35 protein-coding genes are annotated in these 23426 nt (G+C 62.9%); 34 read left to right on the top strand and 1 reads right to left on the bottom strand.

Annotated features, from left to right (window positions below; translation table 11 throughout):
• The first annotated feature begins 113 nt into the window (after positions 1–113).
• The 3 genes from fusA (at position 114) to rpsJ (ending at position 3878) form a co-directional block, all read left to right on the top strand.
• Positions 114–2222, top strand: a complete 2109-nt coding sequence (fusA, locus tag AC3WQZ_RS25005) for an elongation factor G (protein ID WP_010810458.1) — start codon at positions 114–116, stop codon at positions 2220–2222.
• Between the two features lie 78 nt (positions 2223–2300).
• A complete protein-coding gene (gene tuf / locus AC3WQZ_RS25010; RefSeq protein WP_010810470.1) occupies positions 2301–3491 on the top strand; it encodes an elongation factor Tu in 1191 nt (396 codons plus the stop codon).
• A gap of 78 nt (positions 3492–3569) precedes the next feature.
• Entirely contained in the window at positions 3570–3878 is a 309-nt protein-coding gene (gene rpsJ, locus AC3WQZ_RS25015) for a 30S ribosomal protein S10 (RefSeq protein ID WP_006160488.1), read from the top strand.
• Between the two features lie 193 nt (positions 3879–4071).
• Here the strand turns inward: rpsJ and AC3WQZ_RS25020 are convergent, their stop codons facing one another.
• Positions 4072–5073, bottom strand: a complete 1002-nt coding sequence (locus AC3WQZ_RS25020; RefSeq protein WP_439671050.1) for an AraC family transcriptional regulator — start codon at positions 5071–5073, stop codon at positions 4072–4074.
• Between the two features lie 285 nt (positions 5074–5358).
• On the opposite strand from AC3WQZ_RS25020, the gene AC3WQZ_RS25025 reads away from it, so the two are divergent.
• The 31 genes from AC3WQZ_RS25025 to AC3WQZ_RS25175 all read left to right on the top strand — a co-directional run bounded on the left by AC3WQZ_RS25025 (position 5359) and on the right by AC3WQZ_RS25175 (position 23342).
• Entirely contained in the window at positions 5359–6588 is a 1230-nt protein-coding gene (locus AC3WQZ_RS25025) for a dienelactone hydrolase family protein (RefSeq protein ID WP_492301447.1), read from the top strand.
• Between the two features lie 84 nt (positions 6589–6672).
• Positions 6673–7461, top strand: coding sequence for an SDR family oxidoreductase (locus AC3WQZ_RS25030; RefSeq protein WP_010812400.1), 789 nt, complete (start codon positions 6673–6675; stop codon positions 7459–7461).
• A gap of 33 nt (positions 7462–7494) precedes the next feature.
• Entirely contained in the window at positions 7495–8736 is a 1242-nt protein-coding gene (locus AC3WQZ_RS25035) for a styrene monooxygenase/indole monooxygenase family protein (protein ID WP_010812399.1), read from the top strand.
• A gap of 1 nt (position 8737) precedes the next feature.
• Positions 8738–9238 (top strand): flavin reductase family protein, encoded by a 501-nt coding sequence (locus AC3WQZ_RS25040; protein ID WP_439668335.1) that lies wholly within the window; start codon positions 8738–8740, stop codon positions 9236–9238.
• 299 nt (positions 9239–9537) lie between these two features.
• On the top strand, positions 9538–10188 hold the full coding sequence (gene rplC, locus AC3WQZ_RS25045) for a 50S ribosomal protein L3 (protein ID WP_492301449.1): 651 nt from the start codon (positions 9538–9540) through the stop codon (positions 10186–10188).
• A gap of 12 nt (positions 10189–10200) precedes the next feature.
• Positions 10201–10821 carry a 50S ribosomal protein L4 gene (rplD, locus tag AC3WQZ_RS25050; RefSeq protein WP_010812396.1) on the top strand — a complete coding sequence of 207 codons (621 nt, stop codon included), beginning with the start codon at positions 10201–10203 and terminating at the stop codon, positions 10819–10821.
• A complete protein-coding gene (gene rplW / locus AC3WQZ_RS25055; RefSeq protein WP_006576245.1) occupies positions 10818–11132 on the top strand; it encodes a 50S ribosomal protein L23 in 315 nt (104 codons plus the stop codon). The genes rplD and rplW overlap by 4 nt, the downstream gene beginning before the upstream one ends.
• Before the next feature lie 2 nt (positions 11133–11134).
• Entirely contained in the window at positions 11135–11965 is an 831-nt protein-coding gene (gene rplB, locus AC3WQZ_RS25060; RefSeq protein ID WP_010812395.1) for a 50S ribosomal protein L2, read from the top strand.
• 22 nt (positions 11966–11987) lie between these two features.
• Positions 11988–12263: a 30S ribosomal protein S19 gene (gene rpsS / locus AC3WQZ_RS25065; protein WP_010812394.1), complete on the top strand. Its 276-nt coding sequence runs from the start codon at positions 11988–11990 to the stop codon at positions 12261–12263.
• Positions 12264–12272: 9 nt separating this feature from the next.
• Entirely contained in the window at positions 12273–12602 is a 330-nt protein-coding gene (rplV, locus tag AC3WQZ_RS25070; RefSeq protein WP_010812393.1) for a 50S ribosomal protein L22, read from the top strand.
• A 9-nt stretch (positions 12603–12611) separates the two neighbouring features.
• Positions 12612–13409 (top strand): 30S ribosomal protein S3, encoded by a 798-nt coding sequence (rpsC, locus tag AC3WQZ_RS25075; RefSeq protein ID WP_010812392.1) that lies wholly within the window; start codon positions 12612–12614, stop codon positions 13407–13409.
• Between the two features lie 2 nt (positions 13410–13411).
• Entirely contained in the window at positions 13412–13828 is a 417-nt protein-coding gene (gene rplP / locus AC3WQZ_RS25080) for a 50S ribosomal protein L16 (RefSeq protein WP_010812391.1), read from the top strand.
• Between the two features lie 11 nt (positions 13829–13839).
• Positions 13840–14034 carry a 50S ribosomal protein L29 gene (gene rpmC / locus AC3WQZ_RS25085; RefSeq protein ID WP_010812390.1) on the top strand — a complete coding sequence of 65 codons (195 nt, stop codon included), beginning with the start codon at positions 13840–13842 and terminating at the stop codon, positions 14032–14034.
• A complete protein-coding gene (gene rpsQ, locus AC3WQZ_RS25090; RefSeq protein WP_010812389.1) occupies positions 14031–14309 on the top strand; it encodes a 30S ribosomal protein S17 in 279 nt (92 codons plus the stop codon). Before rpmC ends, rpsQ begins: the two co-directional genes overlap by 4 nt.
• 279 nt (positions 14310–14588) lie before the next feature.
• Positions 14589–14957 (top strand): 50S ribosomal protein L14, encoded by a 369-nt coding sequence (gene rplN / locus AC3WQZ_RS25095; protein ID WP_010812388.1) that lies wholly within the window; start codon positions 14589–14591, stop codon positions 14955–14957.
• Positions 14958–14966: 9 nt separating this feature from the next.
• Positions 14967–15275 carry a 50S ribosomal protein L24 gene (gene rplX, locus AC3WQZ_RS25100; RefSeq protein WP_010812387.1) on the top strand — a complete coding sequence of 103 codons (309 nt, stop codon included), beginning with the start codon at positions 14967–14969 and terminating at the stop codon, positions 15273–15275.
• Between the two features lie 25 nt (positions 15276–15300).
• The gene (gene rplE / locus AC3WQZ_RS25105) at positions 15301–15843 is read left to right on the top strand and encodes a 50S ribosomal protein L5 (RefSeq protein ID WP_010812386.1); all 543 of its coding nucleotides are present in this window, start codon (positions 15301–15303) and stop codon (positions 15841–15843) included.
• A 9-nt stretch (positions 15844–15852) separates the two neighbouring features.
• The gene (gene rpsN, locus AC3WQZ_RS25110; RefSeq protein WP_010812385.1) at positions 15853–16158 is read left to right on the top strand and encodes a 30S ribosomal protein S14; all 306 of its coding nucleotides are present in this window, start codon (positions 15853–15855) and stop codon (positions 16156–16158) included.
• 27 nt (positions 16159–16185) lie between these two features.
• On the top strand, positions 16186–16581 hold the full coding sequence (gene rpsH, locus AC3WQZ_RS25115) for a 30S ribosomal protein S8 (RefSeq protein WP_010812384.1): 396 nt from the start codon (positions 16186–16188) through the stop codon (positions 16579–16581).
• Positions 16582–16591: 10 nt separating this feature from the next.
• Positions 16592–17125, top strand: coding sequence for a 50S ribosomal protein L6 (gene rplF / locus AC3WQZ_RS25120; RefSeq protein ID WP_010812383.1), 534 nt, complete (start codon positions 16592–16594; stop codon positions 17123–17125).
• Positions 17126–17136: 11 nt separating this feature from the next.
• Positions 17137–17493: a 50S ribosomal protein L18 gene (rplR, locus tag AC3WQZ_RS25125; RefSeq protein WP_010812382.1), complete on the top strand. Its 357-nt coding sequence runs from the start codon at positions 17137–17139 to the stop codon at positions 17491–17493.
• A gap of 21 nt (positions 17494–17514) precedes the next feature.
• Entirely contained in the window at positions 17515–18033 is a 519-nt protein-coding gene (gene rpsE / locus AC3WQZ_RS25130) for a 30S ribosomal protein S5 (RefSeq protein ID WP_006160449.1), read from the top strand.
• A gap of 10 nt (positions 18034–18043) precedes the next feature.
• Positions 18044–18226, top strand: coding sequence for a 50S ribosomal protein L30 (gene rpmD / locus AC3WQZ_RS25135; protein WP_010812381.1), 183 nt, complete (start codon positions 18044–18046; stop codon positions 18224–18226).
• 22 nt (positions 18227–18248) lie between these two features.
• Positions 18249–18683, top strand: a complete 435-nt coding sequence (gene rplO / locus AC3WQZ_RS25140; RefSeq protein WP_010812380.1) for a 50S ribosomal protein L15 — start codon at positions 18249–18251, stop codon at positions 18681–18683.
• 43 nt (positions 18684–18726) lie between these two features.
• The gene (gene secY, locus AC3WQZ_RS25145; protein WP_010812379.1) at positions 18727–20070 is read left to right on the top strand and encodes a preprotein translocase subunit SecY; all 1344 of its coding nucleotides are present in this window, start codon (positions 18727–18729) and stop codon (positions 20068–20070) included.
• A 23-nt stretch (positions 20071–20093) separates the two neighbouring features.
• On the top strand, positions 20094–20312 hold the full coding sequence (gene infA, locus AC3WQZ_RS25150) for a translation initiation factor IF-1 (protein ID WP_010812378.1): 219 nt from the start codon (positions 20094–20096) through the stop codon (positions 20310–20312).
• Positions 20313–20342: 30 nt separating this feature from the next.
• Entirely contained in the window at positions 20343–20459 is a 117-nt protein-coding gene (gene rpmJ / locus AC3WQZ_RS25155) for a 50S ribosomal protein L36 (protein WP_008642959.1), read from the top strand.
• A gap of 19 nt (positions 20460–20478) precedes the next feature.
• Positions 20479–20844 carry a 30S ribosomal protein S13 gene (rpsM, locus tag AC3WQZ_RS25160; protein ID WP_010812377.1) on the top strand — a complete coding sequence of 122 codons (366 nt, stop codon included), beginning with the start codon at positions 20479–20481 and terminating at the stop codon, positions 20842–20844.
• 24 nt (positions 20845–20868) lie between these two features.
• The gene (rpsK, locus tag AC3WQZ_RS25165) at positions 20869–21267 is read left to right on the top strand and encodes a 30S ribosomal protein S11 (protein WP_010812376.1); all 399 of its coding nucleotides are present in this window, start codon (positions 20869–20871) and stop codon (positions 21265–21267) included.
• A 303-nt stretch (positions 21268–21570) separates the two neighbouring features.
• Complete coding sequence (gene rpsD / locus AC3WQZ_RS25170; protein ID WP_010812375.1) at positions 21571–22194, top strand: 30S ribosomal protein S4; 624 nt, start codon at positions 21571–21573, stop codon at positions 22192–22194.
• 167 nt (positions 22195–22361) lie between these two features.
• Positions 22362–23342 (top strand): DNA-directed RNA polymerase subunit alpha, encoded by a 981-nt coding sequence (locus AC3WQZ_RS25175; protein WP_010812374.1) that lies wholly within the window; start codon positions 22362–22364, stop codon positions 23340–23342.
• Positions 23343–23426 lie beyond the last annotated feature (84 nt).

A 23426-nucleotide genomic window follows, 5' to 3' on the forward strand; every position in this document is an offset into this window, starting at 1 on the left:
GCGATAGCGTTTGTTGGTTGCCGGGCGGGCTGTGTTTTTACACATCTCGCCCGTTTGTGTTAGGGGCGCGGGCCATGAGATGCCGGCGCCTCACGGACGAATAGAGGATTAAAGTGGCTCGTAAGACTCCCATTGAGCGCTACCGCAATATCGGTATCTCGGCTCACATTGACGCGGGTAAAACCACCACGACCGAGCGCATCCTGTTCTACACCGGTGTGAACCACAAGATCGGTGAAGTCCATGATGGCGCGGCCACCATGGACTGGATGGAGCAGGAGCAGGAGCGCGGCATCACCATCACGTCTGCTGCGACCACCGCCTTCTGGAAGGGCATGGCCGGCAACTACCCCGAGCATCGCTTCAACATCATCGACACCCCGGGACACGTGGACTTCACCATCGAGGTGGAGCGTTCCATGCGCGTGCTGGACGGCGCGTGCATGGTGTACTGCGCAGTGGGTGGCGTGCAGCCGCAGTCGGAAACCGTCTGGCGTCAGGCCAACAAGTACAAGGTGCCGCGTCTGGCGTTCGTCAACAAGATGGACCGTACCGGCGCGAACTTCTTCAAGGTCTACGACCAGCTGAAGACCCGCCTGAAGGCCAACCCGGTGCCCGTCGTGGTGCCGATCGGCGCTGAAGACGGCTTCCAGGGCGTCGTCGATCTGCTGGAAATGAAGGCGATCATTTGGGACGAAGCCAGCCAGGGCGTGAAGTTCGAATACCAGGACATCCCGGCCGAGCTGCAAGCCACCGCTGACGAATGGCGCGAGAAGATGGTCGAGTCTGCCGCCGAAGCCAGCGAAGAGCTGATGGAAAAGTACCTGGGCGGCGAAGAGCTGACCCGCGCCGAGATCGTCAAGGCGCTGCGTGACCGTACCATCGCCTGCGAAATCCAGCCGATGCTGTGCGGCACCGCGTTCAAGAACAAGGGCGTGCAGCGCATGCTCGACGCCGTGATCGACTTCCTGCCGTCGCCGGTCGACATTCCGCCGGTTACGGGCACGGACGAGGACGACAGCGAGAAGAAGCTCGAGCGCAAGGCTGACGACAACGAAAAGTTCTCGGCACTGGCGTTCAAGATCATGACCGACCCGTTCGTTGGTCAGCTGATCTTCTTCCGCGTGTACTCGGGCAAGATCAATTCGGGCGACACCGTGTACAACCCGGTCAAGAGCAAGAAGGAACGCCTCGGCCGTATTCTGCAGATGCATGCCAACCAGCGCGAAGAAATCAAGGAAGTGCTGGCCGGCGACATCGCCGCTGCGGTGGGTCTGAAGGACGCCACCACGGGCGACACGCTGTGCGATCCGGCTGCACCGATCGTGCTCGAGCGCATGGTGTTCCCGGAGCCGGTGATCTCGCAGGCTGTCGAGCCGAAGACCAAGGCTGACCAGGAAAAGATGGGCATCGCCCTGAACCGCCTGGCCGCTGAAGATCCGTCGTTCCGCGTGCGTACCGATGAAGAATCGGGTCAGACCATCATTTCGGGCATGGGCGAGCTCCACCTCGAAATTCTGGTCGACCGCATGAAGCGCGAATTTGGCGTGGAAGCCAACATCGGCGCGCCGCAGGTGGCTTACCGCGAAACCATTCGCAAGACGGCTGAAGGCGTCGAGGGCAAGTTCGTCAAGCAGTCGGGCGGCCGCGGCCAGTACGGTCACGCTGTGATCACGCTGGAGCCGCAAGAGCCGGGCAAGGGCTTCGAGTTCATCGACGCCATCAAGGGCGGTGTGATTCCTCGCGAATACATCCCGGCGGTCGAAAAGGGTATCGTCGACACGCTGCCGAACGGCATCCTGGCTGGCTTCCCGGTGGTGGACGTGAAGGTCACGCTGACGTTCGGTTCGTACCACGACGTGGACTCGAACGAAAACGCGTTCCGCATGGCCGGCTCGATGGCTTTCAAGGAAGCCATGCGCAAGGCCAGCCCGGTTCTGCTCGAGCCGATGATGGCCGTGGAAGTGGAAACGCCGGAAGACTACACGGGTACCGTGATGGGCGACCTGTCGTCCCGCCGCGGCATCGTGCAGGGCATGGACGACATGGTGGGCGGCGGCAAGATCATCAAGGCCGAAGTCCCGCTGTCGGAAATGTTCGGTTATTCCACGTCGCTGCGCTCGGCCACGCAAGGCCGCGCCACGTACACCATGGAATTCAAGCACTACGCTGAAGCACCGAAGAACATCGCCGAAGCCGTGATGTCGGCCAAGGGCAAGTAATTGGAAGTTTGCCGCCGCGCCTGCCGGTGCGGCGGCGCGATGAAACAACAAGACTGCATTCCTATCAGGAGTTAAGAAATGGCAAAGGAAAAGTTCGAGCGGACCAAGCCGCACGTGAACGTTGGTACGATTGGTCACGTTGACCATGGCAAGACCACGCTGACCGCAGCGATTGCCACGGTGCTGGCAGCCAAGTTTGGCGGTGCCGCCAAGAAGTACGACGAAATCGACGCAGCGCCGGAAGAAAAGGCACGCGGTATTACCATCAATACCGCGCACGTCGAGTACGAAACGGCCAACCGCCACTACGCGCACGTTGACTGCCCGGGCCACGCTGACTATGTGAAGAACATGATCACGGGTGCCGCCCAGATGGACGGCGCGATCCTGGTTTGCTCGGCTGCTGACGGCCCGATGCCGCAAACGCGTGAGCACATCCTGCTGGCCCGCCAGGTTGGCGTGCCGTACATCATCGTGTTCCTGAACAAGTGCGACATGGTGGACGACGCTGAACTGCTCGAGCTGGTCGAGATGGAAGTTCGCGAGCTGCTGTCGAAGTACGAGTTCCCCGGCGACGACACCCCGATCATCAAGGGTTCGGCCAAGCTGGCGCTGGAAGGCGACAAGGGCGAGCTGGGCGAAGTGGCCATCATGAACCTGGCCGACGCGCTGGACACCTACATCCCGACGCCGGAGCGTGCCGTTGACGGTACCTTCCTGATGCCTGTGGAAGACGTGTTCTCGATCTCGGGTCGCGGCACCGTGGTGACCGGCCGTATCGAGCGCGGCGTGGTGAAGGTCGGTGAGGAAATCGAAATCGTCGGTATCAAGCCGACGGTGAAGACCACCTGCACCGGCGTGGAAATGTTCCGCAAGCTGCTGGACCAGGGTCAAGCCGGCGACAACGTTGGCCTGCTGCTGCGCGGCACCAAGCGTGAAGACGTCGAGCGCGGCCAGGTGCTGTGCAAGCCGGGTTCGATCAAGCCGCACACCCACTTCACCGGCGAGGTGTACATCCTGTCGAAGGACGAAGGCGGCCGTCACACCCCGTTCTTCAACAACTACCGCCCGCAGTTCTACTTCCGTACCACCGACGTGACCGGCTCGATCGAGCTGCCGAAGGACAAGGAAATGGTCATGCCGGGTGACAACGTGTCGATCACCGTCAAGCTGATCGCCCCGATCGCCATGGAAGAAGGCCTGCGCTTCGCTATCCGCGAAGGTGGCCGTACCGTCGGCGCCGGCGTCGTGGCAAAGATCCTCGACTAAGCACTTCCTGGGACATGCCTGTCGGGCATGTCCCCATTCAACGGGCACGTTGCCCAATCGCTCTTTTAAGGAAATATCATGCAGAACCAGAAGATCCGTATCCGCCTGAAGGCTTTCGACTACCGCCTGATCGACCAGTCGGCCGCCGAAATCGTGGATACCGCCAAGCGTACCGGCGCAATCGTCAAGGGCCCGGTGCCCCTGCCGACCCGCATCCAGCGCTTCGACATCCTGCGTTCGCCGCACGTCAACAAGACCAGCCGCGATCAGTTTGAGATCCGCACGCACCAGCGCCTGATGGACATCGTCGACCCGACCGACAAGACGGTTGACGCGCTGATGAAGCTCGACCTGCCGGCAGGCGTGGACGTCGAGATCAAGGTGTAATCATGCTTCGGGCCGCGCCCGCGGCCTGCTGCAGCAAGACGGCGAACCGTATGGTTCGCCGTTTTTGTTTTCAAGGCTTGCATACAGCAGCCTTGCTCCCCGGATTGCTCCCCTGCCGCGCCAGCTACAGTTGCGCGATGAGCTGAGCGATCGCGGCGGCTGCCCGAAGCGGCAGCACTGAATTCACACAAGCCTAGCCCGCTCCGCGCCGCCGCAAGGTCTGCGCGGGGCACTCCCCGAACGCGCGCCGGTATTCCGCGCTGAACCGCCCCAGATGGGCAAAGCCCCAGCGCAGCGCGGCCGCGCTCACTGACGACACCGACGCGACGTTAAGCAGGTCGTGCCGCACGCGCTCCAGCCGCACCATGCGCAGGTAGGCCATCGGCCCGGTGCCGCGATGCTCGCGGAAGCCGGCGAACAGGCTGCGTACGCTGACGCCGGCAACCTCGGCCAGCACGGCGGGGGTCAGCTCCGCCGCGGCGTTTGCGTGAATATATTCCTCCACCACTTTCACATGGCGCGGTGCCAGCGGCTTGCCGTGCTCGCGCAATGCATCCGACAGGCTGTGCGGCTGCGACGTCAGCAGCGTGCCGATCACCAGCTGTTCCAGCTGGCAGGCGGTCAGCGGATGGCGTGCGGTCTCGGGCGCGGTTGCCAGCATCGCGGCGAGATAGCGCATCAGCTCATACCACGCGCCGCTGCGCCAGGCCATGCCGAGCGCAAAGCGCAGCGGCCGCTCGGACCGCCGGCCCAGATGGGCCGCGCAGATGCGTTCCAGCGCACTGCGTTCGATGCGCACGATCAACTGGTCGTTGTCGGCGCTCCAGCGCATGGCCAGCGCATCGCTGGGCGTCAGCACCGAAGCGCAGTCGGGCGTGGAAACGATGTGCTGGTCGCCGCAGCGGATCTCGGCCTGTCCTTGCAGCGGCATCTGCACCAGCAGGAAGTCGCCGAGCGGGCCGGGGTCGATGGTGACGTCGGCGCCGTAGGCGAGGCGGTTGAACGAGACCGCGCCAAGCGGCGCATGATGCATGCGTGCCTGCAAGCGGGTGCCGCGTATCTCGAGCCGGTGCGGCTTGAACACGCGCCCGACGGCGGCGCGCGTCTCGGCCAGGTCGGTCGAGGCGAACACGCACCGGGCGGGATCGCCGAGCAGGGCGCTCGCCAGCGGTCCGGCGGCGGGGGGCAGCTGCATTGTCTCGCTCCTCTGGCGGGGCCGCGGCGCTGCCGGTGACCGTGCGCGCCGCTGATTCCGGGGCCGGCCCGGCATGACGGCCGGGGCACGGTTTCCCACGCGATCCACTATAGCGGATGGCCTCGCCGTCTGCGCTGCGGCGTTGACCGAGCCCGAAGTTTCCTGCACTAATCGGATAGCCGCTGCGCCCAGCGGCTAGTTTGCTGCGGTGCGGAGCCACCATTATGGAAGCCAGCACGGCAGCCCCACCAGACACCGGAAAGAGAACGACAAGGAGCGCAGGCCATGGGCCAGACCATCCAGATCCAGACCCCCGAAGGCAGTTTCAGCGGTTATCTCGCCGCCCCGGCGGCAGGCAAGGGCCCGGGCATCGTGTTGTGCCAGGAGATCTTCGGCGTCAACGCGACCATGCGGCAGGTGGCGGACTACTACGCCGAGGAGGGCTATACGGTGCTGGTGCCCGACCTGTTCTGGCGCATCGCGCCCGGGATCGAGCTGACCGACCGCGGCGAGGACTTCCAGCGGGCGCTGGGCCTGTACCAGCAGTTCGACGAAGCCGCGGGCGTGCAGGATGTGGGCGCCGCGCTTGAAGCGCTGCGTGCGCGGCCGGAATGCGTCGGCCAGACCGGCGTGCTGGGCTTCTGCCTGGGCGGCAAGCTGGCCTACCTGGCGGCCTGCCGGCTGCCCGACGTGGCCTGTGCGGTGGCGTACTACGGCGTGGGCATCGAGCACGCGCTGGGCGAAGCCGCCAACGTGCGCGGCCGCCTGGTGCTGCATATCGCCGAGAAAGACGGATTCTGCCCGCCGCAGGCGCAGGCTGCGATCCGCGCAGCCCTGGCCGGGCGCGAGAACATCGAGGTCTACGTCTACGCCGGCGTCGACCATGCCTTTGCCCGCACCGGTGGCGAGCACTTCGACAAGCCCTCGGCGCTGATGGCGCACCAGCGCTCGATCGCGGCGCTGCGCGGTGAAATGGGTCCGCACTACGATTTCTCCGCGCTGTGGGACAAGCACTGCGAATACGAATTTGCCACCCGCGATGTCGACGCCACCATGGCGACGATGGTGCCGCAGCCCTATGTGAACCATATCCCGACCATGACCGGCGGGGTCGGCTACGCGCAGCTGCGGCGTTTCTACCAGCACCATTTCGTGCACAGCAATCCGCCCGACACCACGCTGATCCCGCTGTCGCGCACGGTCGGGGCCACGCAGATCGTCGACGAGATGCTGTTCTGCTTCACGCATAGCTGCGAGATCGACTGGATGCTGCCCGGCGTGCCGCCCACCGGCAAGCGCGTGGAGATCCCGCTGATCGCCATCGTCAAGTTCCGCGGCGACAAGCTGTACCACGAGCATATCTACTGGGACCAGGCCAGCGTGCTGGTGCAGATCGGCAAGCTGGATCCGGCGGGTTTGCCGGTCGCGGGCGTGGAGACCGCGCGCAAGCTGCTGGACGAGACCCTGCCGTCGAACACACTGATGGCGCGCTGGCAGCAGAGCGAAGGCAAATAGGCTGCGCCCGCCGCATCGATCCGGAACGGGCCCGCAGAGGCCCGCCCGCAACCATCGCCGGCTGTGCCGGCACAGGAGACAAGCATGAAAGGACTGCAGGGCAAGGTGGCCATTGTCACCGGCGGCGCCACGCTGATCGGTGCCGGCGTGGCGCGGGCCTTTGTCGAGGCCGGCGCGCGCGTGGCGATCTTCGACATCGATGCCGCCAACGGCGAGCGCGTGGCCGCGCAGCTGGGGGCGAACGCGCTCTTCATCGCCACCGACATCACGCGTGACGAGCAGGTTCGCGATGCCGTGGCGCAGGTGGTGCAGCGCTTTGGCGGCGTGGACTGCCTGGTCAACCTGGCCTGCACCTATCTCGATGACGGCTTCCGCTCGAATCGTGCCGACTGGCTGGCGGCGCTCGACGTCAACGTGGTGTCGGGCGTGATGCTGGCGCAGGCGGTGCACCCGCATATGCGGGCGCGCGGCGGCGGTGCGATCGTCAATTTCACCAGCATCTCTGCCAACGTGGCGCAGACCGGGCGCTGGCTCTACCCGGTGTCGAAAGCCGCCATCGCGCAGCTGACGCGCAGCATGGCGATGGACCTGGCGCCGGACCGCATCCGCGTCAACGCGGTGTCGCCGGGCTGGACCTGGTGCCGGCTGATGGACGAGGTCAGCGGCGGCAACCGTGCCCGCACCGATGCGGTGGCCGCGCCGTTCCACCTGCTGGGCCGCGTCGGCGAGCCCGACGAGGTGGCCCAGGTGGTGCTCTTCCTCTGTTCCGACCATGCCAGCTTCGTCACCGGTGCCGACTATGCCGTCGACGGCGGCTATTCCGCCATGGGGCCGGAGCAGAACGTGCCCGCCATCGGCAAGCTGGCCGGCTGAACGCCGCCGAACGATCCTTCAGGAGAAAACGTCATGAGCCAACGCATCGCCATCGTCGGAGCCGGCCAGTCGGGCCTGCAAATGGCCCTCGGGCTGCAAGCCAACGGCTACCGGGTCACGCTGCTGTCCAACCGGACCCCCGAGCAGATCCGCGGCGGGAAAGTCATGTCCAGCCAGTGCATGTTCGACCGCGCGCTGCAGGCCGAGCGCGAGCTCGGGCTGAACTGGTGGGACGATGCCTGCCCGCCGGTGGAGGGCATCGGCCTGGCCGTGCCGCATCCCGAGCAGGCCGGTGCCCGCGCGATCGACTGGGCCGCGCCGCTGGACCGCCCGGCACAGGCGGTGGACCAGCGCCTGAAGATGCCCGCGTGGATGGAGGCCTTCGTTGCGCGCGGCGGCGACCTGCGCATCGCCGATGTCGGCCTGGATGAACTGGAGGACCTGACCCGCGAGCATGACCTGGTGCTGCTGGCCGCCGGCAAGGGCGAGATCGTCAGCCGCTTCGAGCGCGATGCCTCCCGCAGCCCGTTCGACAAGCCGCAGCGCGCGCTGGCGCTGACATATGTGACCGGCATGCAGCCGCGCACGCCGTTCTCGCGGGTTTGCTTCAACCTGATCCCGGGCGTGGGTGAATACTTCGTCTTCCCCGCGCTGACGCTGTCGGGGCCGTGCGAGATCATGGTGTTCGAAGGCATCCCGGGCGGCCCGATGGACCGTTGGGCCGAGGCGCGCACGCCGGCGCAGCACCTGGCGGAAAGCCAGCGCATCCTGCAGACCTACCTGCCATGGGAGGCCGAGCGCTGTGAGCGGGTCGCGCTGACCGACGACAACGGCATCCTTGCCGGACGCTTCGCGCCAACGGTGCGCAAGCCGGTGCTGACGCTGCCGTCCGGGCGGCTGGTGTTCGGCATGGCCGATGCCGTGGTGGTCAACGACCCGATCACGGGGCAGGGTTCGAACAACGCCGCCAAATGCTGCAAGGTCTATCTCGATGCGATCCTGGCACGCGGCGACCAGCCCTTCGACCAGGACTGGATGGAGCGCACCTTCGACCAGTACTGGCAGTACGCGGGCGACGTGGTGGCGTGGACCAACTCGCTGCTGACCCCGCCGCCGCCGCATATCCTGGCGCTGCTGGGCGCCGCGGGGCAGGCGCCGGCACTGGCCGCGCGCATCGCCAACGGTTTCGACAATCCGCCGGACTATTTCCCGTGGTGGCTGGATCCACAGGCCTGCCACCAGCTGATCAACCAGTACGTCGCCGAGGCCGCCTGACATGCACGCCGCCACGCCCGCCACTTCCGTCCATGATCCCCGCGAACTGCGCCGGGTTTGCGGCCGCTATGCCACCGGCGTGGCCGTCATCGGCGCCTGCGGGGCGCAGGGCCGGCCCGTCGGCTTGACGGTGAACTCGTTTGCCTCGCTGTCGCTGGCGCCGCCGCTGATCCTGTGGAGCCTGGCGCTGCACTCGCCGAATGCGGGCCTGTTCGTGCCCGGCGCGCCTTTCGGCGTCAGCATCCTGCGCGCCGGCCATGGCGAACTGGCGCGCCGCTTCGCCACGCCGGTGGCGGACAAGTTCGCGGGCGTCGCCCACGGGCGCTGCGAGCGCGGCGTGCCCTACCTGGACGAAGCACTGGCGACCCTGGCCTGCCGCGTGGAGCGGGCCGACCCGGTAGGCGATCATCTGCTGATTGTCGGCGCCGTCGAGGCATTCGAGGCAGGGGAGGGCGAACCGCTGGTATTCTATGGCGGCGATTTCGTGCGCCTCGCCGCCTGAGCAACCATCCCCCGGATGCGCTTCGCGGCACTTCAACTACCGCCCGTCGCCTCCACACCACACCCCAAGTCACGCAAGCGCCACTACTGCGGCACGCCTGCCTACAACCCTGCAGGCGAATCCGCAATTCATATTGCCCTTTCCAAACCGCTGCGATATAGTGTAAGGCTACCCGTTTCCTCGGGTAGCGGGCTGGCCACTTTGGCCGCGCGCAGTCTTCTTTAGCGCAAGCCCACAGCAAACACAGTTTTCGTGTATCAATCAGCCCCGGCCAATCGCAGCTGGGAATGGAGCAAACCATGAGCCTTGGCCTTGTAGGTCGCAAGGTTGGCATGACCCGTATTTTCACGGACGACGGTGAAGCAATTCCCGTTACCGTGGTCGAGGTCGGCGACAACCGCGTGACGCAAATCAAGACGGACGAGACCGACGGTTATACCGCGGTTCAAGTCACCTTCGGCGCACGACGCGCAAGCCGCGTTACCAAGCCGCTGGCGGGTCATCTCGCCAAAGCCGGCGTGGAAGCCGGCGAAATCATCCGCGAATTCCTTATCGATGCAGCCAAGGCTGCCGAACTGCAAGCTGGCGGTTCGCTGTCGGTCGACCTGTTCGAAGTCGGTCAGAAGATCGACGTGCAGGGCGTGACCATCGGTAAGGGCTACGCCGGTACCATCAAGCGCTATCACTTCGCCTCCGGCCGTGCCACCCACGGTAACTCGCGCTCGCACAACGTGCCGGGCTCGATCGGTATGGCGCAGGATCCGGGCCGCGTGTTCCCGGGCAAGCGCATGACCGGTCACCTGGGCGATGTCACCCGCACCGTGCAGAACCTGGAAATCGCCAAGATCGACGCAGAGCGCAAGCTGCTGCTGGTCAAGGGCGCCATCCCCGGCTCCAAGAACGGCAAGGTCATCGTTACCCCGGCCGTCAAGGCCAAAGCCAAAGCTTAAGGAGCGCATGTAATGGAACTCAAGCTCCTCCAGGACAATGGCCAGATCGGCGCGGGCGTTGACGCTTCGCCCGAAGTGTTCGGCCGTGACTACAACGAAGCCCTCGTTCACCAGATCGTCGTCGCTTACCAGGCCAACGCTCGCAGCGGTAACCGTAAGCAGAAGGATCGTGAAGAGGTCAAGCACACGACCAAGAAGCCGTGGCGCCAGAAGGGTACGGGCCGTGCTCGTGCCGGTATGTCTTCCTCGCCGCTGTGGCGCGGGGGCGGCCGTATCTTCCCGAATTCGCCGGAAGAGAACTTCACCCAGAAGGTCAACAAGAAGATGTTCCGTGCCGGCATGCGCTCGATTTACTCGCAGCTCGCACGTGAAGGTCGTATCAACGTGGTGGACGGTTTCACTGTCGACGCGCCCAAGACCAAGCTCTTGGCCGACAAGTTCAAGGCCATGGGCCTGGACTCGGTGCTGATCATCACCGACAGCCTCGACGAAAACCTCTACCTGGCTTCGCGCAACCTGCCGCACGTGGCAGTTGTCGAGCCGCGCCAGGCTGATCCGCTGTCGCTCGTGCACTACAAGAAGGTGCTGGTGACCAAGGCAGCCGTCGCGCAGATCGAGGAGTTGCTGAAATGACGCAAGTAGCCAAGAACGATCATCGTTTGATGCAGGTGCTGCTCGCGCCGGTGGTTTCCGAAAAGGCAACCCTGGTCGCCGACAAGAATGAACAAGTCGTGTTCGAAGTGGCCCGCGATGCCAACAAGGCAGAAGTGAAGGCCGCCGTCGAACTGCTGTTCAAGGTCGAGGTGCAGTCCGTTCAGATCCTGAACCAGAAGGGCAAGCAGAAGCGTTTTGGCCGTTTCATGGGGCGTCGCAACCACGTGAAGAAGGCCTACGTTTCGCTGAAGCCGGGTCAGGAAATCAATTTTGAAGCGGAGGCCAAGTAATCATGGCACTCGTCAAGACCAAGCCGACTTCCCCGGGTCGTCGCTCGATGGTGAAGGTGGTCAACAAGGACCTTCACAAGGGCGCCCCGCACGCTCCGCTGCTGGAAAAGCAATTCCAGAAGTCGGGCCGTAACAACAACGGTCATATCACCACCCGCCACAAGGGCGGTGGTCATAAGCACCACTACCGCGTGGTCGACTTCAAGCGCAACGACAAGGACGGCATCCCCGCCCGCGTCGAGCGCCTGGAATACGATCCGAACCGCAGCGCCAATATCGCGCTGGTGCTGTTCGCCGACGGCGAGCGCCGCTACATCATCGCCACCAAGGGCATGGTTGCCGGCCAACCGCTGATGAACGGCTCGGAAGCGCCGATCAAGGCCGGTAACAACTTGCCGATCCGCAACATTCCGGTCGGTACCACGATCAACAACGTGGAAATGCTGCCTGGCAAGGGTTCGCAGATCGCACGTGCCGCCGGCGGTTCCGCCGTGCTGCTGGCTCGTGAAGGCCTGTACGCCCAGGTTCGCCTGCGCTCCGGTGAAGTGCGCCGCGTGCACATCGAGTGCCGCGCCACCATCGGTGAAGTGGGCAACGAAGAGCACAGCCTGCGCGTCATCGGCAAGGCCGGTGCGACCCGCTGGCGCGGTATCCGCCCGACGGTCCGTGGTGTCGTGATGAACCCGGTCGACCACCCGCACGGTGGTGGTGAAGGCAAGACCGCTGCTGGTCGCGATCCGGTTTCGCCGTGGGGTACCCCGGCCAAGGGTTACCGTACCCGCAGCAACAAGCGCACGGACAGCATGATCGTCCAGAAGCGCCACAAGCGTTAATCGGTAGGTAGGAGCTAAAGATATGACTCGTTCCGCTAAAAAGGGTCCGTTCTGCGACGCCCACCTGCTGAAGAAGGTGGAAGTCGCATCGAGCGGCAAGGACAAGAAGCCCATCAAGACTTGGTCGCGTCGCTCGACCATTCTGCCGGAGTTCATTGGCCTGACGATCGCCGTTCACAACGGCCGTCAACACGTGCCGGTGTACGTTACGGAAAACATGGTTGGCCACAAGCTCGGTGAATTTGCGATTACCCGCACGTTCAAGGGCCACGCGGCTGACAAGAAAGCGAAGAGGTAAGGTGCCATCATGGAAGTGAAAGCGATTCATCGCGGTGCCCGCATCTCCGCCCAGAAGACGCGCCTGGTCGCTGACCAGATCCGTGGTCTGCCGATCGAGCGCGCGCTCAATGTCCTGACGTTCAGCCCGAAAAAGGCTGCCGGGATCGTGAAGAAGGTGGTCGAATCGGCCATCGCCAACGCTGAGCACAACGAAGGCGCCGACATCGACGAACTGAAGGTCAAATCGATCTTCGTCGACAAGGCAACCTCGCTCAAGCGCTTCACCGCACGGGCGAAGGGCCGCGGCAACCGCATCGAGAAACAAACCTGTCACATCACTGTGACGCTCGGCAACTAAGGAGTCACGATGGGACAGAAGATTCATCCGACTGGCTTCCGCCTGGCTGTCAGCCGTAACTGGGCTTCGCGCTGGTACGCCAGCAACACGAAGTTCGCCGGCATGCTGAAGGAAGACATTGAAGTTCGAGACTTCCTGAAGAAGAAGCTGAAGAACGCATCGGTTGGCCGCGTCGTGATCGAGCGCCCCGCCCGCAATGCACGCATCACCATTTACAGCTCGCGTCCGGGCGTGGTGATCGGCAAGAAGGGTGAGGACATCGAACTGCTCAAGGCTGAACTGCAGCGTCGCATGGGCGTGCCCGTGCACGTGAACATCGAGGAAATCCGCAAGCCGGAAACCGATGCTCAGCTGATCGCCGATTCGATCACCCAGCAGCTCGAGCGCCGCATCATGTTCCGCCGCGCCATGAAGCGCGCCATGCAGAACGCGATGCGCCTGGGCGCCCAGGGTATCAAGATCATGAGCGCCGGCCGTCTGAACGGTATCGAAATCGCACGTACCGAGTGGTACCGCGAAGGCCGTGTGCCCCTGCACACCCTGCGCGCCGACATCGACTACGGCTTCTCCGAAGCAGAAACCACCTACGGCATCATCGGTGTCAAGGTGTGGGTCTACAAGGGTGATCACCTCGGCCGCAACGACGCGCCGGTGGTGGAAGAGCCGCAGGACGACCGTCGTCGTCGCCCGGGTCGTCCGGAAGGCCGCCGCCGTGAAGGTGAAGGCCGTCCGGGTGGCAACCGCCGCGGCGGTGCCGGTGCCGGTCGCCGCGCTGCGCCTGGCGCAGATGCGAAGAGTGGAGAATAACGATGCTGCAACCTAAGCGCAGAAAATACCGCAAGGAGCAGAAAGGCCGCAACACGGGTAAGGCTACCCGTGGTAACGCCGTGTCTTTCGGCGAATTCGGCCTGAAGGCCATGGGCCGTGGCCGCCTGACCGCTCGTCAGATCGAGTCGGCACGTCGTGCGATGACCCGCCACATCAAGCGTGGCGGCCGCATCTGGATCCGGATTTTCCCGGACAAGCCGATCTCGAAGAAGCCTGCCGAAGTCCGTATGGGTAACGGTAAGGGCAATCCGGAGTACTACGTGGCTGAAATCCAGCCGGGTAAGATGCTGTACGAAATGGATGGCGTGAGCGAAGACCTGGCACGTGAGGCGTTCCGCCTCGCGGCCGCCAAGCTGCCGATCGCCACCAATTTCGTGGTGCGCCAGGTCGGGACGTAAGGAGAGCAGGGATGAAAGCATCCGAACTTCGCGGCAAGGACGCCGCCGGGCTGAACCAGGAGCTCTCCGAGCTGCTGAAGGCCCAATTTAGCCTGCGCATGCAAAAGGCGACCCAACAGCTGCAGAACACCAGCCAGCTGAAGAAGGTTCGCAAGGACATCGCGCGTGTGCAAACCGTGCTGACTCAAAAGGCAAACGCGAAATGACTGAAGCTGCACAAACGGAAAAGTCGCTTCGCCGTACCCTGGTCGGCCGTGTCGTGAGCGACAAGATGGACAAGACCGTTACGGTCTTGGTGGAAAACCGCGTCAAGCATCCTCTGTACGGCAAGTACGTGCTGCGTTCGAAGAAGTACCACGCACACGACGAAGCCAACCAGTACAAGGAAGGCGACAAGGTCGAGATCCAGGAAGGCCGTCCGCTGTCGCGGACCAAGTCCTGGGTGGTTTCCCGGCTGGTAGAGGCTGCACGCGTCATCTAAGAACAACACGTTCTTAGCTTGACTTGCAAGTCCAGGATTATGTAGCTATAATCCTGGACTTCCGCTTTGTTGCGTTCGCCTTTGCATTACCACCCGGGCGGGCCTGTGAAGCGAGCCAGGACCGAGCGCCCTCAACAAATAGTTGAGATCGCCTGGTTCCTACCGACTTCAAAGTTGATCAACCCATACGGAGCTGGCGCAATGCCGGAGCCGACGGGACCAAGACTGACCGATGGGCGCTTTTTGCACCTGACGGATTAAGTTGGGAAGACAAACACCATGATTCAGACAGAAAGCCGGCTCGAAGTAGCCGATAACACTGGTGCGCGCGAAGTGCTGTGCATCAAGGTGCTGGGTGGCTCCAAGCGCCGCTACGCAAGCGTTGGCGACATCATCAAGGTGACCGTCAAGGACGCAGCGCCGCGCGGTCGCGTGAAGAAGGGCGACATCTACAACGCCGTCGTCGTGCGTACCGCCAAGGGCGTGCGCCGCGCTGACGGTTCGCTGATCAAGTTCGACGGCAACGCCGCCGTCCTGCTGAACAACAAGCTCGAGCCGATCGGCACCCGTATCTTCGGGCCGGTGACTCGTGAACTCCGTACCGAGCGCTTCATGAAGATCGTGTCGCTCGCTCCGGAAGTGCTGTAAGGAGCCGCCATGAACAAGATTCGCAAAGGCGACGAAGTCATTGTGCTGACCGGCAAGGACAAGGGCAAGCGCGGTACCGTGCAAGCCGTCCTGGGCGACAAGGTTGCGGTGCAAGGCGTGAACATCGCCAAGAAGCATGCCCGCCCGAACCCGATGCTGGGCACTACCGGTGGTGTGGTCGACAAGGTCATGCCCCTGCATATTTCCAACGTTGCGCTCGTGGATGCCAATGGCAAGCCGTCGCGCGTCGGCATCAAGGTGGAAGACGGCAAGCGCGTGCGCGTGCTGAAGACCACCGGCGCCGTCGTGGCAGCTTGATTCTGGGCACGTATAGGAGTTGAGCATGGCAGCACGTCTGCAAGAGTTTTACAAAGAACAGGTTGTGCCGAAGCTGATCGAACAGTTCGGCTACAAGTCGGTCATGGAAGTGCCGCGCATCACCAAGATCACCCTGAACATGGGTCTTGGCGAAGCCATCAATGACAAGAAGATCATTGAGAACGCCGTCGGCGACCTGACCAAGATCGCCGGTCAGAAGCCGGTCGTGACGAAGGCCAAGAAGGCTATCGCCGGCTTCAAGATCCGTCAGGGCTACCCCATCGGTGCGATGGTGACCCTGCGCGGCGAGCGCATGTTCGAATTCCTCGATCGTTTCGTTACCGTGGCCCTGCCGCGCGTGCGTGACTTCCGTGGTGTGTCGGGCCGGTCGTTCGACGGTCGTGGCAACTACAACATCGGTGTGAAAGAGCAGATCATTTTCCCCGAAATCGAGTACGACAAGATCGACGCACTGCGTGGTCTGAACATCAGCATCACGACGACGGCAAAGAACGACGAGGAAGCCAAGGCACTCCTCGGTGCGTTCAAGTTCCCGTTCCGCAATTAAGGGGTAACCGTGGCTAAACTGGCTCTGATTGAACGTGAGAAGAAGCGCGCCAAGCTGGTGGCGAAGTATGCCGCCAAGCGCGCCAACCTCAAGGCCATTATCGATGACCAAGAGAAGTCGGAAGAAGAGCGTTACAGCGCGCGTCTCGAGCTGCAACAGCTCCCGCGCAACGCGAACCCGACTCGCCAGCGTAACCGCTGCGCGATCACCGGTCGTCCCCGCGGTACCTTCCGCAAGTTTGGCCTGGCGCGTAACAAGATTCGCGAAATCGCCTTCAAGGGCGAAATCCCGGGTCTGACGAAAGCCAGCTGGTAATTACGCACAGGCTACAGGAGAAACAGTATGAGCATGAGCGATCCTATCGCCGATATGCTGACGCGCATCCGCAACGCCCAGGGCGTGCAGAAAGCGTCGGTTGTCATGCCGTCGTCGAAGCTGAAAGTGGCAATCGCCAAGGTCCTGAAGGACGAAGGCTACATCGACGACTACGCCGTCCAGGAAGATGGCGGCAAGGCACAACTGAGCATCGGTCTCAAGTACTACGCCGGCCGTCCGGTCATCGAGCGCATTGAGCGCGTCTCGAAGCCCGGCCTGCGCGTGTACAAGGGCCGCAGCGACATCCCGCAAGTGATGAACGGCCTGGGTGTGGCGATCATTTCGACCCCGCAGGGTCTGATGACCGACCGCAAGGCTCGCGCCACTGGCGTGGGCGGCGAAGTTCTCTGCTACGTCGCTTAAGGAGAGAACCATGTCCCGTGTAGGTAAGGCTCCCATCGCGCTCCCCAAGGGCGCGGAAGTGAACGTGGCGGCTGGCGTGCTCTCCGTAAAGGGCCCGCTCGGTACGCTGTCGCAGCCGATTCACAGCCTGGTCAAGGTCAATGTCGAGAACGACACGCTGACCTTCAGCCCGGCTGACGAATCGCGTGAAGCAAACGCTCTGCAGGGCACCATGCGTGCTCTGGTGGCCAACATGGTCAAGGGCGTAACCACCGGTTTCGAGCGCAAGCTGAACCTCGTCGGCGTGGGCTATCGTGCCCAGCTGCAAGGCGCTGCGCTGAAGCTCCAGCTTGGTTTCTCGCACGACGTGATCCATGAGATGCCGGAAGGCGTGAAGGCGGAAACGCCGACGCAGACCGAGATCATCATCAAGGGTGCGGACAAGCAGAAAGTCGGTCAGGTTGCCGCGGAAGTCCGCGCGTACCGCCCGCCTGAGCCCTACAAGGGCAAGGGTGTGCGTTACTCGGACGAGCGCGTCATCCTGAAGGAAACCAAGAAGAAGTAAGGGGTGCAATGATGAACAAGAAAGACGCTCGTTTGCGCCGTGCACGTCAGACCCGCGCCAAGATCGCGGAGATGAAAGTCAATCGTCTGACCGTGTTCCGTACGAATTCGCATATTTACGCCCAGGTTTTCTCGGAGTGCGGCACCAAGGTGCTGGCTTCCGCGTCGACCGCCGAGGTGGAAGTGCGCAAGGAACTGGATGGCAAGGGCGCTACCGCCGCTGCCGCCACCGTGGTTGGCAAGCGCATCGCCGAGAAGGCGAAGGCTGCCGGCGTGGAAACTGTCGCGTTCGATCGCGCCGGCTTCCGTTTCCATGGCCGCGTCAAGGCCCTGGCAGACGCCGCCCGCGAAGCCGGCCTGAAGTTCTAAGCGCATAGAGAGAGATACGTCATGGCAAAGATGCAAGCAAAAGTCCAACAGGACGAACGCGACGACGGCCTCCGCGAGAAGATGATCTCGGTCAACCGCGTCACCAAGGTGGTGAAGGGTGGCCGGATTCTCGGTTTCGCTGCGCTGACCGTGGTTGGTGACGGCGATGGCCGCATCGGCATGGGCAAGGGCAAGGCTAAGGAAGTGCCGGTTGCTGTTCAGAAGGCAATGGACGAAGCCCGTCGCAAGATGGTCAAGGTCTCGCTGAAGAACGGCACGCTGCAACACGAAGTCGTTGGCAAGCACGGCGCCGCCAAGGTGCTGATGATGCCCGCCAAGGAAGGTACCGGCGTGATCGCCGGCGGCCCGATGCGCGCGATCTTCGAAGTGATGGGCGTCACCAACGTGGTGACCAAGTCGCACGGCTCCACCAACCCGTACAACATGGTTCGCGCCACGCTGGACGGCCTTCAGAAGATGAGCACGCCGGGCGAAATCGCCGCAAAGCGTGGCAAGTCGGTCGAAGACATCCTGGGTTAAGGTGAACGCAATGTCGCAGAAAACCGTAAAAGTGCAACTCGTGCGCAGCCTGATCGGCACGCGCGAGGATCATCGCGCCACTGTTCGTGGCCTGGGCCTGCGCCGCATCAACTCGGTGTCGGAGCTGCAGGACACGCCCGCTGTGCGCGGCATGATCAACAAGGTCTCGTACCTGGTCAAGGTTCTGGCCTGATACCGGGAACTCGGAGAGCAAGATGCAACTGAACAACCTGAAACCGGCCGCCGGTTCGAAGCACGCCAAGCGTCGCGTCGGTCGCGGTATCGGCTCCGGCCTGGGCAAGACTGCCGGTCGCGGTCACAAGGGTCAGAAGTCGCGTTCGGGCGGCTTCCACAAGGTGGGCTTCGAAGGCGGTCAAATGCCGCTGTATCGTCGCCTGCCCAAGCGCGGCTTCACCTCGCTGACCAAGGCGTTCAACGCCGAAGTCACGCTGCGTGACATCGAGCGCCTGGAAGCGGCCGAAGTCGACCTGCTGGTCCTGAAGCAAGCTGGCCTGGTGGGCGAGCTGGTCAAGAGCGCCAAGGTCATCAAGGCTGGCGAACTGACCCGCAAGGTGACGATCAAGGGTCTGGGCGCCACCGCTGGCGCCAAGGCCGCGATCGAAGCCGCCGGCGGCCAGATCGCAGCCTGACAGGCATTTATCGCAGCATAGGCAGTTATAGTCGGAGCATCGTTTGGCCACGGCGAAACCCAATGCAAGCGCGCAAGCCAGGAACACGGCGAAGTACGGCGACCTCAAGCGCCGGCTGATGTTCCTGGTGCTGGCCCTGATCGTATACCGCATCGGCGCTCATATTCCGGTGCCCGGTATCGATCCGGAGCAGCTTGCGAAGCTTTTCCAGAGTCAGTCGGGTGGCATCCTCGGGATGTTCAACCTGTTCTCGGGCGGGGCGCTGTCGCGCTTTACCGTCTTCGCGCTCGGCATCATGCCGTACATCTCGGCGTCGATCATCATGCAGTTGCTGACGATCGTGCTGCCGCAGCTGGAGGCGCTGAAGAAGGAAGGGCAGGCAGGGCAACGCAAGATCACGCAGTACACGCGCTACGGCACCGTGGTCCTGGCCACGTTCCAGGCGCTGTCGATTGCGGTGGCGCTGGAGTCGCAGCCTGGGCTGGTGCTGGATCCGGGCCTGATGTTCCGGGCCACGGCAGTGATTACGCTGGTGACCGGCACGATGTTCCTGATGTGGCTGGGTGAGCAGATCACCGAGCGTGGTCTGGGCAACGGCATCTCGATCATCATCTTCGGCGGTATCGCGGCGGGCCTGCCCAACGCGATCGGCGGACTGTTCGAACTGGTCCGCACGGGTTCCATGAGCATCATCGCGGCGATTTTCATCGTGGCGATCGTGATCGGTGTGACCTTCGCCGTGGTGTTCGTCGAGCGAGGCCAGCGCAAGATCCTGGTGAACTATGCCAAGCGTCAGGTCGGCAACAAGGTGTACGGCGGCCAGTCGTCGCACCTGCCGCTGAAGCTGAACATGGCAGGGGTGATTCCGCCGATCTTCGCATCGTCGATCATCCTGTTCCCGGCGACGATCGCGGGCTGGTTCACGTCCGATGCGACGGGCTCGGTTGGCGGGTTCATCAAGGACCTGGCTGCCACGCTGTCGCCGGGCCAGCCGGTCTACATCCTGCTGTACGCTGCTGCGATTGTATTTTTCTGCTTCTTTTACACGGCCCTGGTGTACAACAGCCGTGAAGTGGCAGACAACCTGAAGAAAAGCGGTGCCTTCATTCCGGGCATTCGTCCGGGCGAGCAGACGACGCGCTATATCGACAAGATTCTGGTGCGCCTGACGCTGGCTGGTGCGGTCTATATCACACTGGTCTGCCTGTTGCCGGAATTCCTGGTGCTGCGGTGGAACGTTCCGTTCTACTTTGGCGGAACCTCGCTGCTGATCATCGTGGTCGTCACGATGGACTTCATGGCTCAGGTTCAGTCTTACGTGATGTCGCAGCAATATGAGTCGCTGCTGAAGAAGGCGAATTTCAAGGGCAATCTGACCTTGCGCTGACTTCGGATCGGTACAGGCTAGGTATGGCAAAAGACGACGTCATCCAGATGCAGGGGGAGGTCCTGGAAAACCTTCCCAATGCGACGTTCCGGGTCAAGTTGGAAAATGGCCATGTAGTACTGGGCCATATCTCCGGCAAGATGCGAATGAACTACATCCGGATTCTTCCGGGTGACAAGGTGACGGTCGAGCTGACCCCATATGATCTGTCGCGCGCACGAATCGTCTTCCGGACGAAGTGAGCGAACAGGAATTGAAGGAAGAGGAAAATTATGAAAGTGCTGGCTTCTGTTAAGCGCATTTGCCGCAACTGCAAAATCATCAAGCGCAACGGTGTCGTGCGCGTGATCTGCTCGTCGGATCCCCGCCACAAGCAACGCCAAGGCTAATCGGAAAGAGGATTGACGAATGGCACGTATCGCAGGGGTTAACATCCCGAACCACAAGCACACCGAAATCGGCCTGACGGCCATTTATGGTGTCGGCCGCTCGCGCGCTCGCAAGATTTGCGAGGCCACCGGTGTACCGTTTGACAAGAAGGTCAAGGATCTGACCGACGCCGACCTGGAAAAGCTTCGTGACGAAGTGGGCAAGGTCACGGTCGAGGGTGACCTGCGTCGTGAAACCACGATGAACATCAAGCGTCTGATGGACCTTGGTTGCTATCGTGGCATGCGTCACCGCAAGGGCCTGCCCATGCGCGGTCAGCGTACCCGGACCAATGCCCGCACCCGCAAGGGTCCGCGCAAGGCCGGCGTGGCTCTGAAGAAGTAAAGCCGAAGGCAGAGGAAGAAACTAATGGCAAAAGGTCCGAATAACGCCGCTCGCGCGCGTAAAAAGGTCAAGAAGAACGTTGCCGACGGCATTGCGCACGTCCACGCCTCGTTCAACAACACCATCATCACGATCACCGACCGCCAGGGCAACGCCCTGTCGTGGGCGACCGCCGGTGGCCAGGGCTTCAAGGGTTCGCGCAAGTCGACCCCGTTCGCTGCCCAGGTTGCTGCCGAGAACGCCGGTCGCGTGGCGCAAGACCAGGGCATCAAGAACCTGGAAGTGCGCATCAAGGGCCCCGGCCCGGGTCGTGAATCGGCTGTCCGCGCGCTGAACGCGCTGGGCATCAAGATCGCGATCATCGAAGACGTCACGCCGATTCCGCACAACGGCTGCCGTCCGCCGAAGCGCCGCCGCATCTGAGCGTTGGTGTGTCCGGGCCCGGTGGGTTTACCTGCCGGTTTCGGATATGGTAGTATCGCGCGTTGACCTGCTGCATTTTAATGCGGCAGGTTTTCGTTTTGCGTCGAGGGAATGTCTCTTGCGGCACATTCCCATGCCGGCGCACTGTAAATGCTTGCAGCGTCGTACCCGGCAACGGGGCGCGCTTAATAAGCCCACCGTCCGTCACGGTCTCCCCGGGTGCAGAATTGCACTGCGGAAGTACTGCGTTGACGGACTCGCGGCGCGTCTTGAAGGCGTCGCGATCGATCAAAGGAAGACAACGTGGCACGTTATACCGGCCCGAAGGCCAAACTTTCCCGCCGTGAAGGCACCGACCTGTTCCTGAAGAGCGCCCGTCGCTCGCTCGCCGACAAGTGCAAGCTGGACAGCAAGCCGGGCCAGCACGGCCGCACCTCGGGTGCACGCACCTCCGACTACGGCAACCAGCTGCGTGAAAAGCAGAAGGTCAAGCGCATCTATGGTGTGCTCGAGCGCCAGTTCCGCCGCTACTTCGCCGAAGCCGACCGCCGCAAGGGCAACACCGGCGAAAACCTGCTGCAACTGCTGGAATCGCGCCTGGACAACGTTGTGTACCGCATGGGCTTTGGCTCGACCCGCGCTGAAGCGCGCCAGCTGGTGTCGCACAAGGCGATCCTGGTGAACGGTCAGACCCTGAACGTGCCGTCGGCCCAGATCAAGTCTGGCGACGTCGTCACCATCCGCGAACAGTCGAAGAAGCAAGTCCGTATCGCTGAAGCGCTGTCGCTGGCCGAGCAGTCGGGCTTCCCGACCTGGGTGGCGGTGGATTCGAAGAAGTTCGAAGGTACCTTCAAGCAAGTGCCGGATCGCGCCGATATCTCGGGCGACATCAACGAAAGCCTGATCGTCGAACTGTACTCGCGTTAATCACGCGAGCGGAACGGCCCAGAGCTTGCGTTCGCCGCAAAGCTTCCCTTCCAGCCCGACGCGCTGTACGCGCGGTCGGGCTTCGCCCATCTCGCGATGGGATTTTCAGGTTCCAAACGTCAGCCTTATCGGTGTAACGAGCCGAGGGTATTGAAAAGGACAACCTAATGCAAACAGCACTCCTCAAGCCAAAAATCATCGCCGTCGAGCCTCTGGGCGACCATCACGCCAAAGTCGTGATGGAGCCGTTCGAGCGCGGCTACGGCCATACGCTCGGTAACGCCCTGCGTCGCGTGCTGCTGTCGTCGATGGTCGGCTATGCACCGACCGAAGTCACGATCGCTGGGGTGGTCCACGAGTATTCCACCATCGACGGCGTGCAGGAAGACGTCGTCAACCTGCTGCTCAATCTGAAGGGCGTGGTGTTCAAGCTGCACAACCGCGACGAAGTCACGGTGTCGCTGCGCAAGGATGGCGAAGGCGTGGTCACGGCTGCCGATATCGAGCTGCCGCACGACGTCGAGATCATCAACCCGAACCACGTGATCGCCCATCTGTCCGCCGGCGGCAAGCTGGACATGCAGATCAAGGTCGAGCAAGGCCGCGGCTATGTGCCGGGCAACGTGCGCAAGTTCGGCGACGAGTCGGGCAAGGTCATCGGCCGCATCGTGCTGGACGCTTCGTTCTCGCCGGTGCGCCGCGTCTCGTACGCGGTTGAATCCGCTCGCGTGGAACAGCGTACCGACCTGGACAAGCTGGTGATGAACATCGAAACCGACGGCGTGATCTCGCCCGAGGAAGCGATCCGCCAGTCGGCCCGCATCCTGGTCGACCAGCTGTCCGTGTTCGCCGCGCTGGAAGGCACCGAGTCGGCAGCCGAGGCTGCATCGAGCCGCACGCCGCAGATCGATCCGATCCTGCTGCGCCCGGTCGACGACCTGGAGCTGACGGTGCGTTCGGCCAACTGCCTGAAGGCCGAGAACATCTACTACATCGGCGACCTGATCCAGCGTACCGAGAACGAACTGCTCAAGACCCCGAACCTGGGTCGCAAGTCGCTCAACGAGATCAAGGAAGTCCTCGCATCGCGTGGCCTGACCCTCGGCATGAAGCTCGAGAACTGGCCGCCCGCAGGTCTGGAGAAGTAATTGTGGCGCGGGGCATTGGTCCCGCACCGCGGTAACCGCCCTGGCTTCGTGCCAGGGCTCGTATGACTACCGGCCCGCGTCCAG

The organism is Cupriavidus sp. FW305-26 (assembly GCF_058787975.1).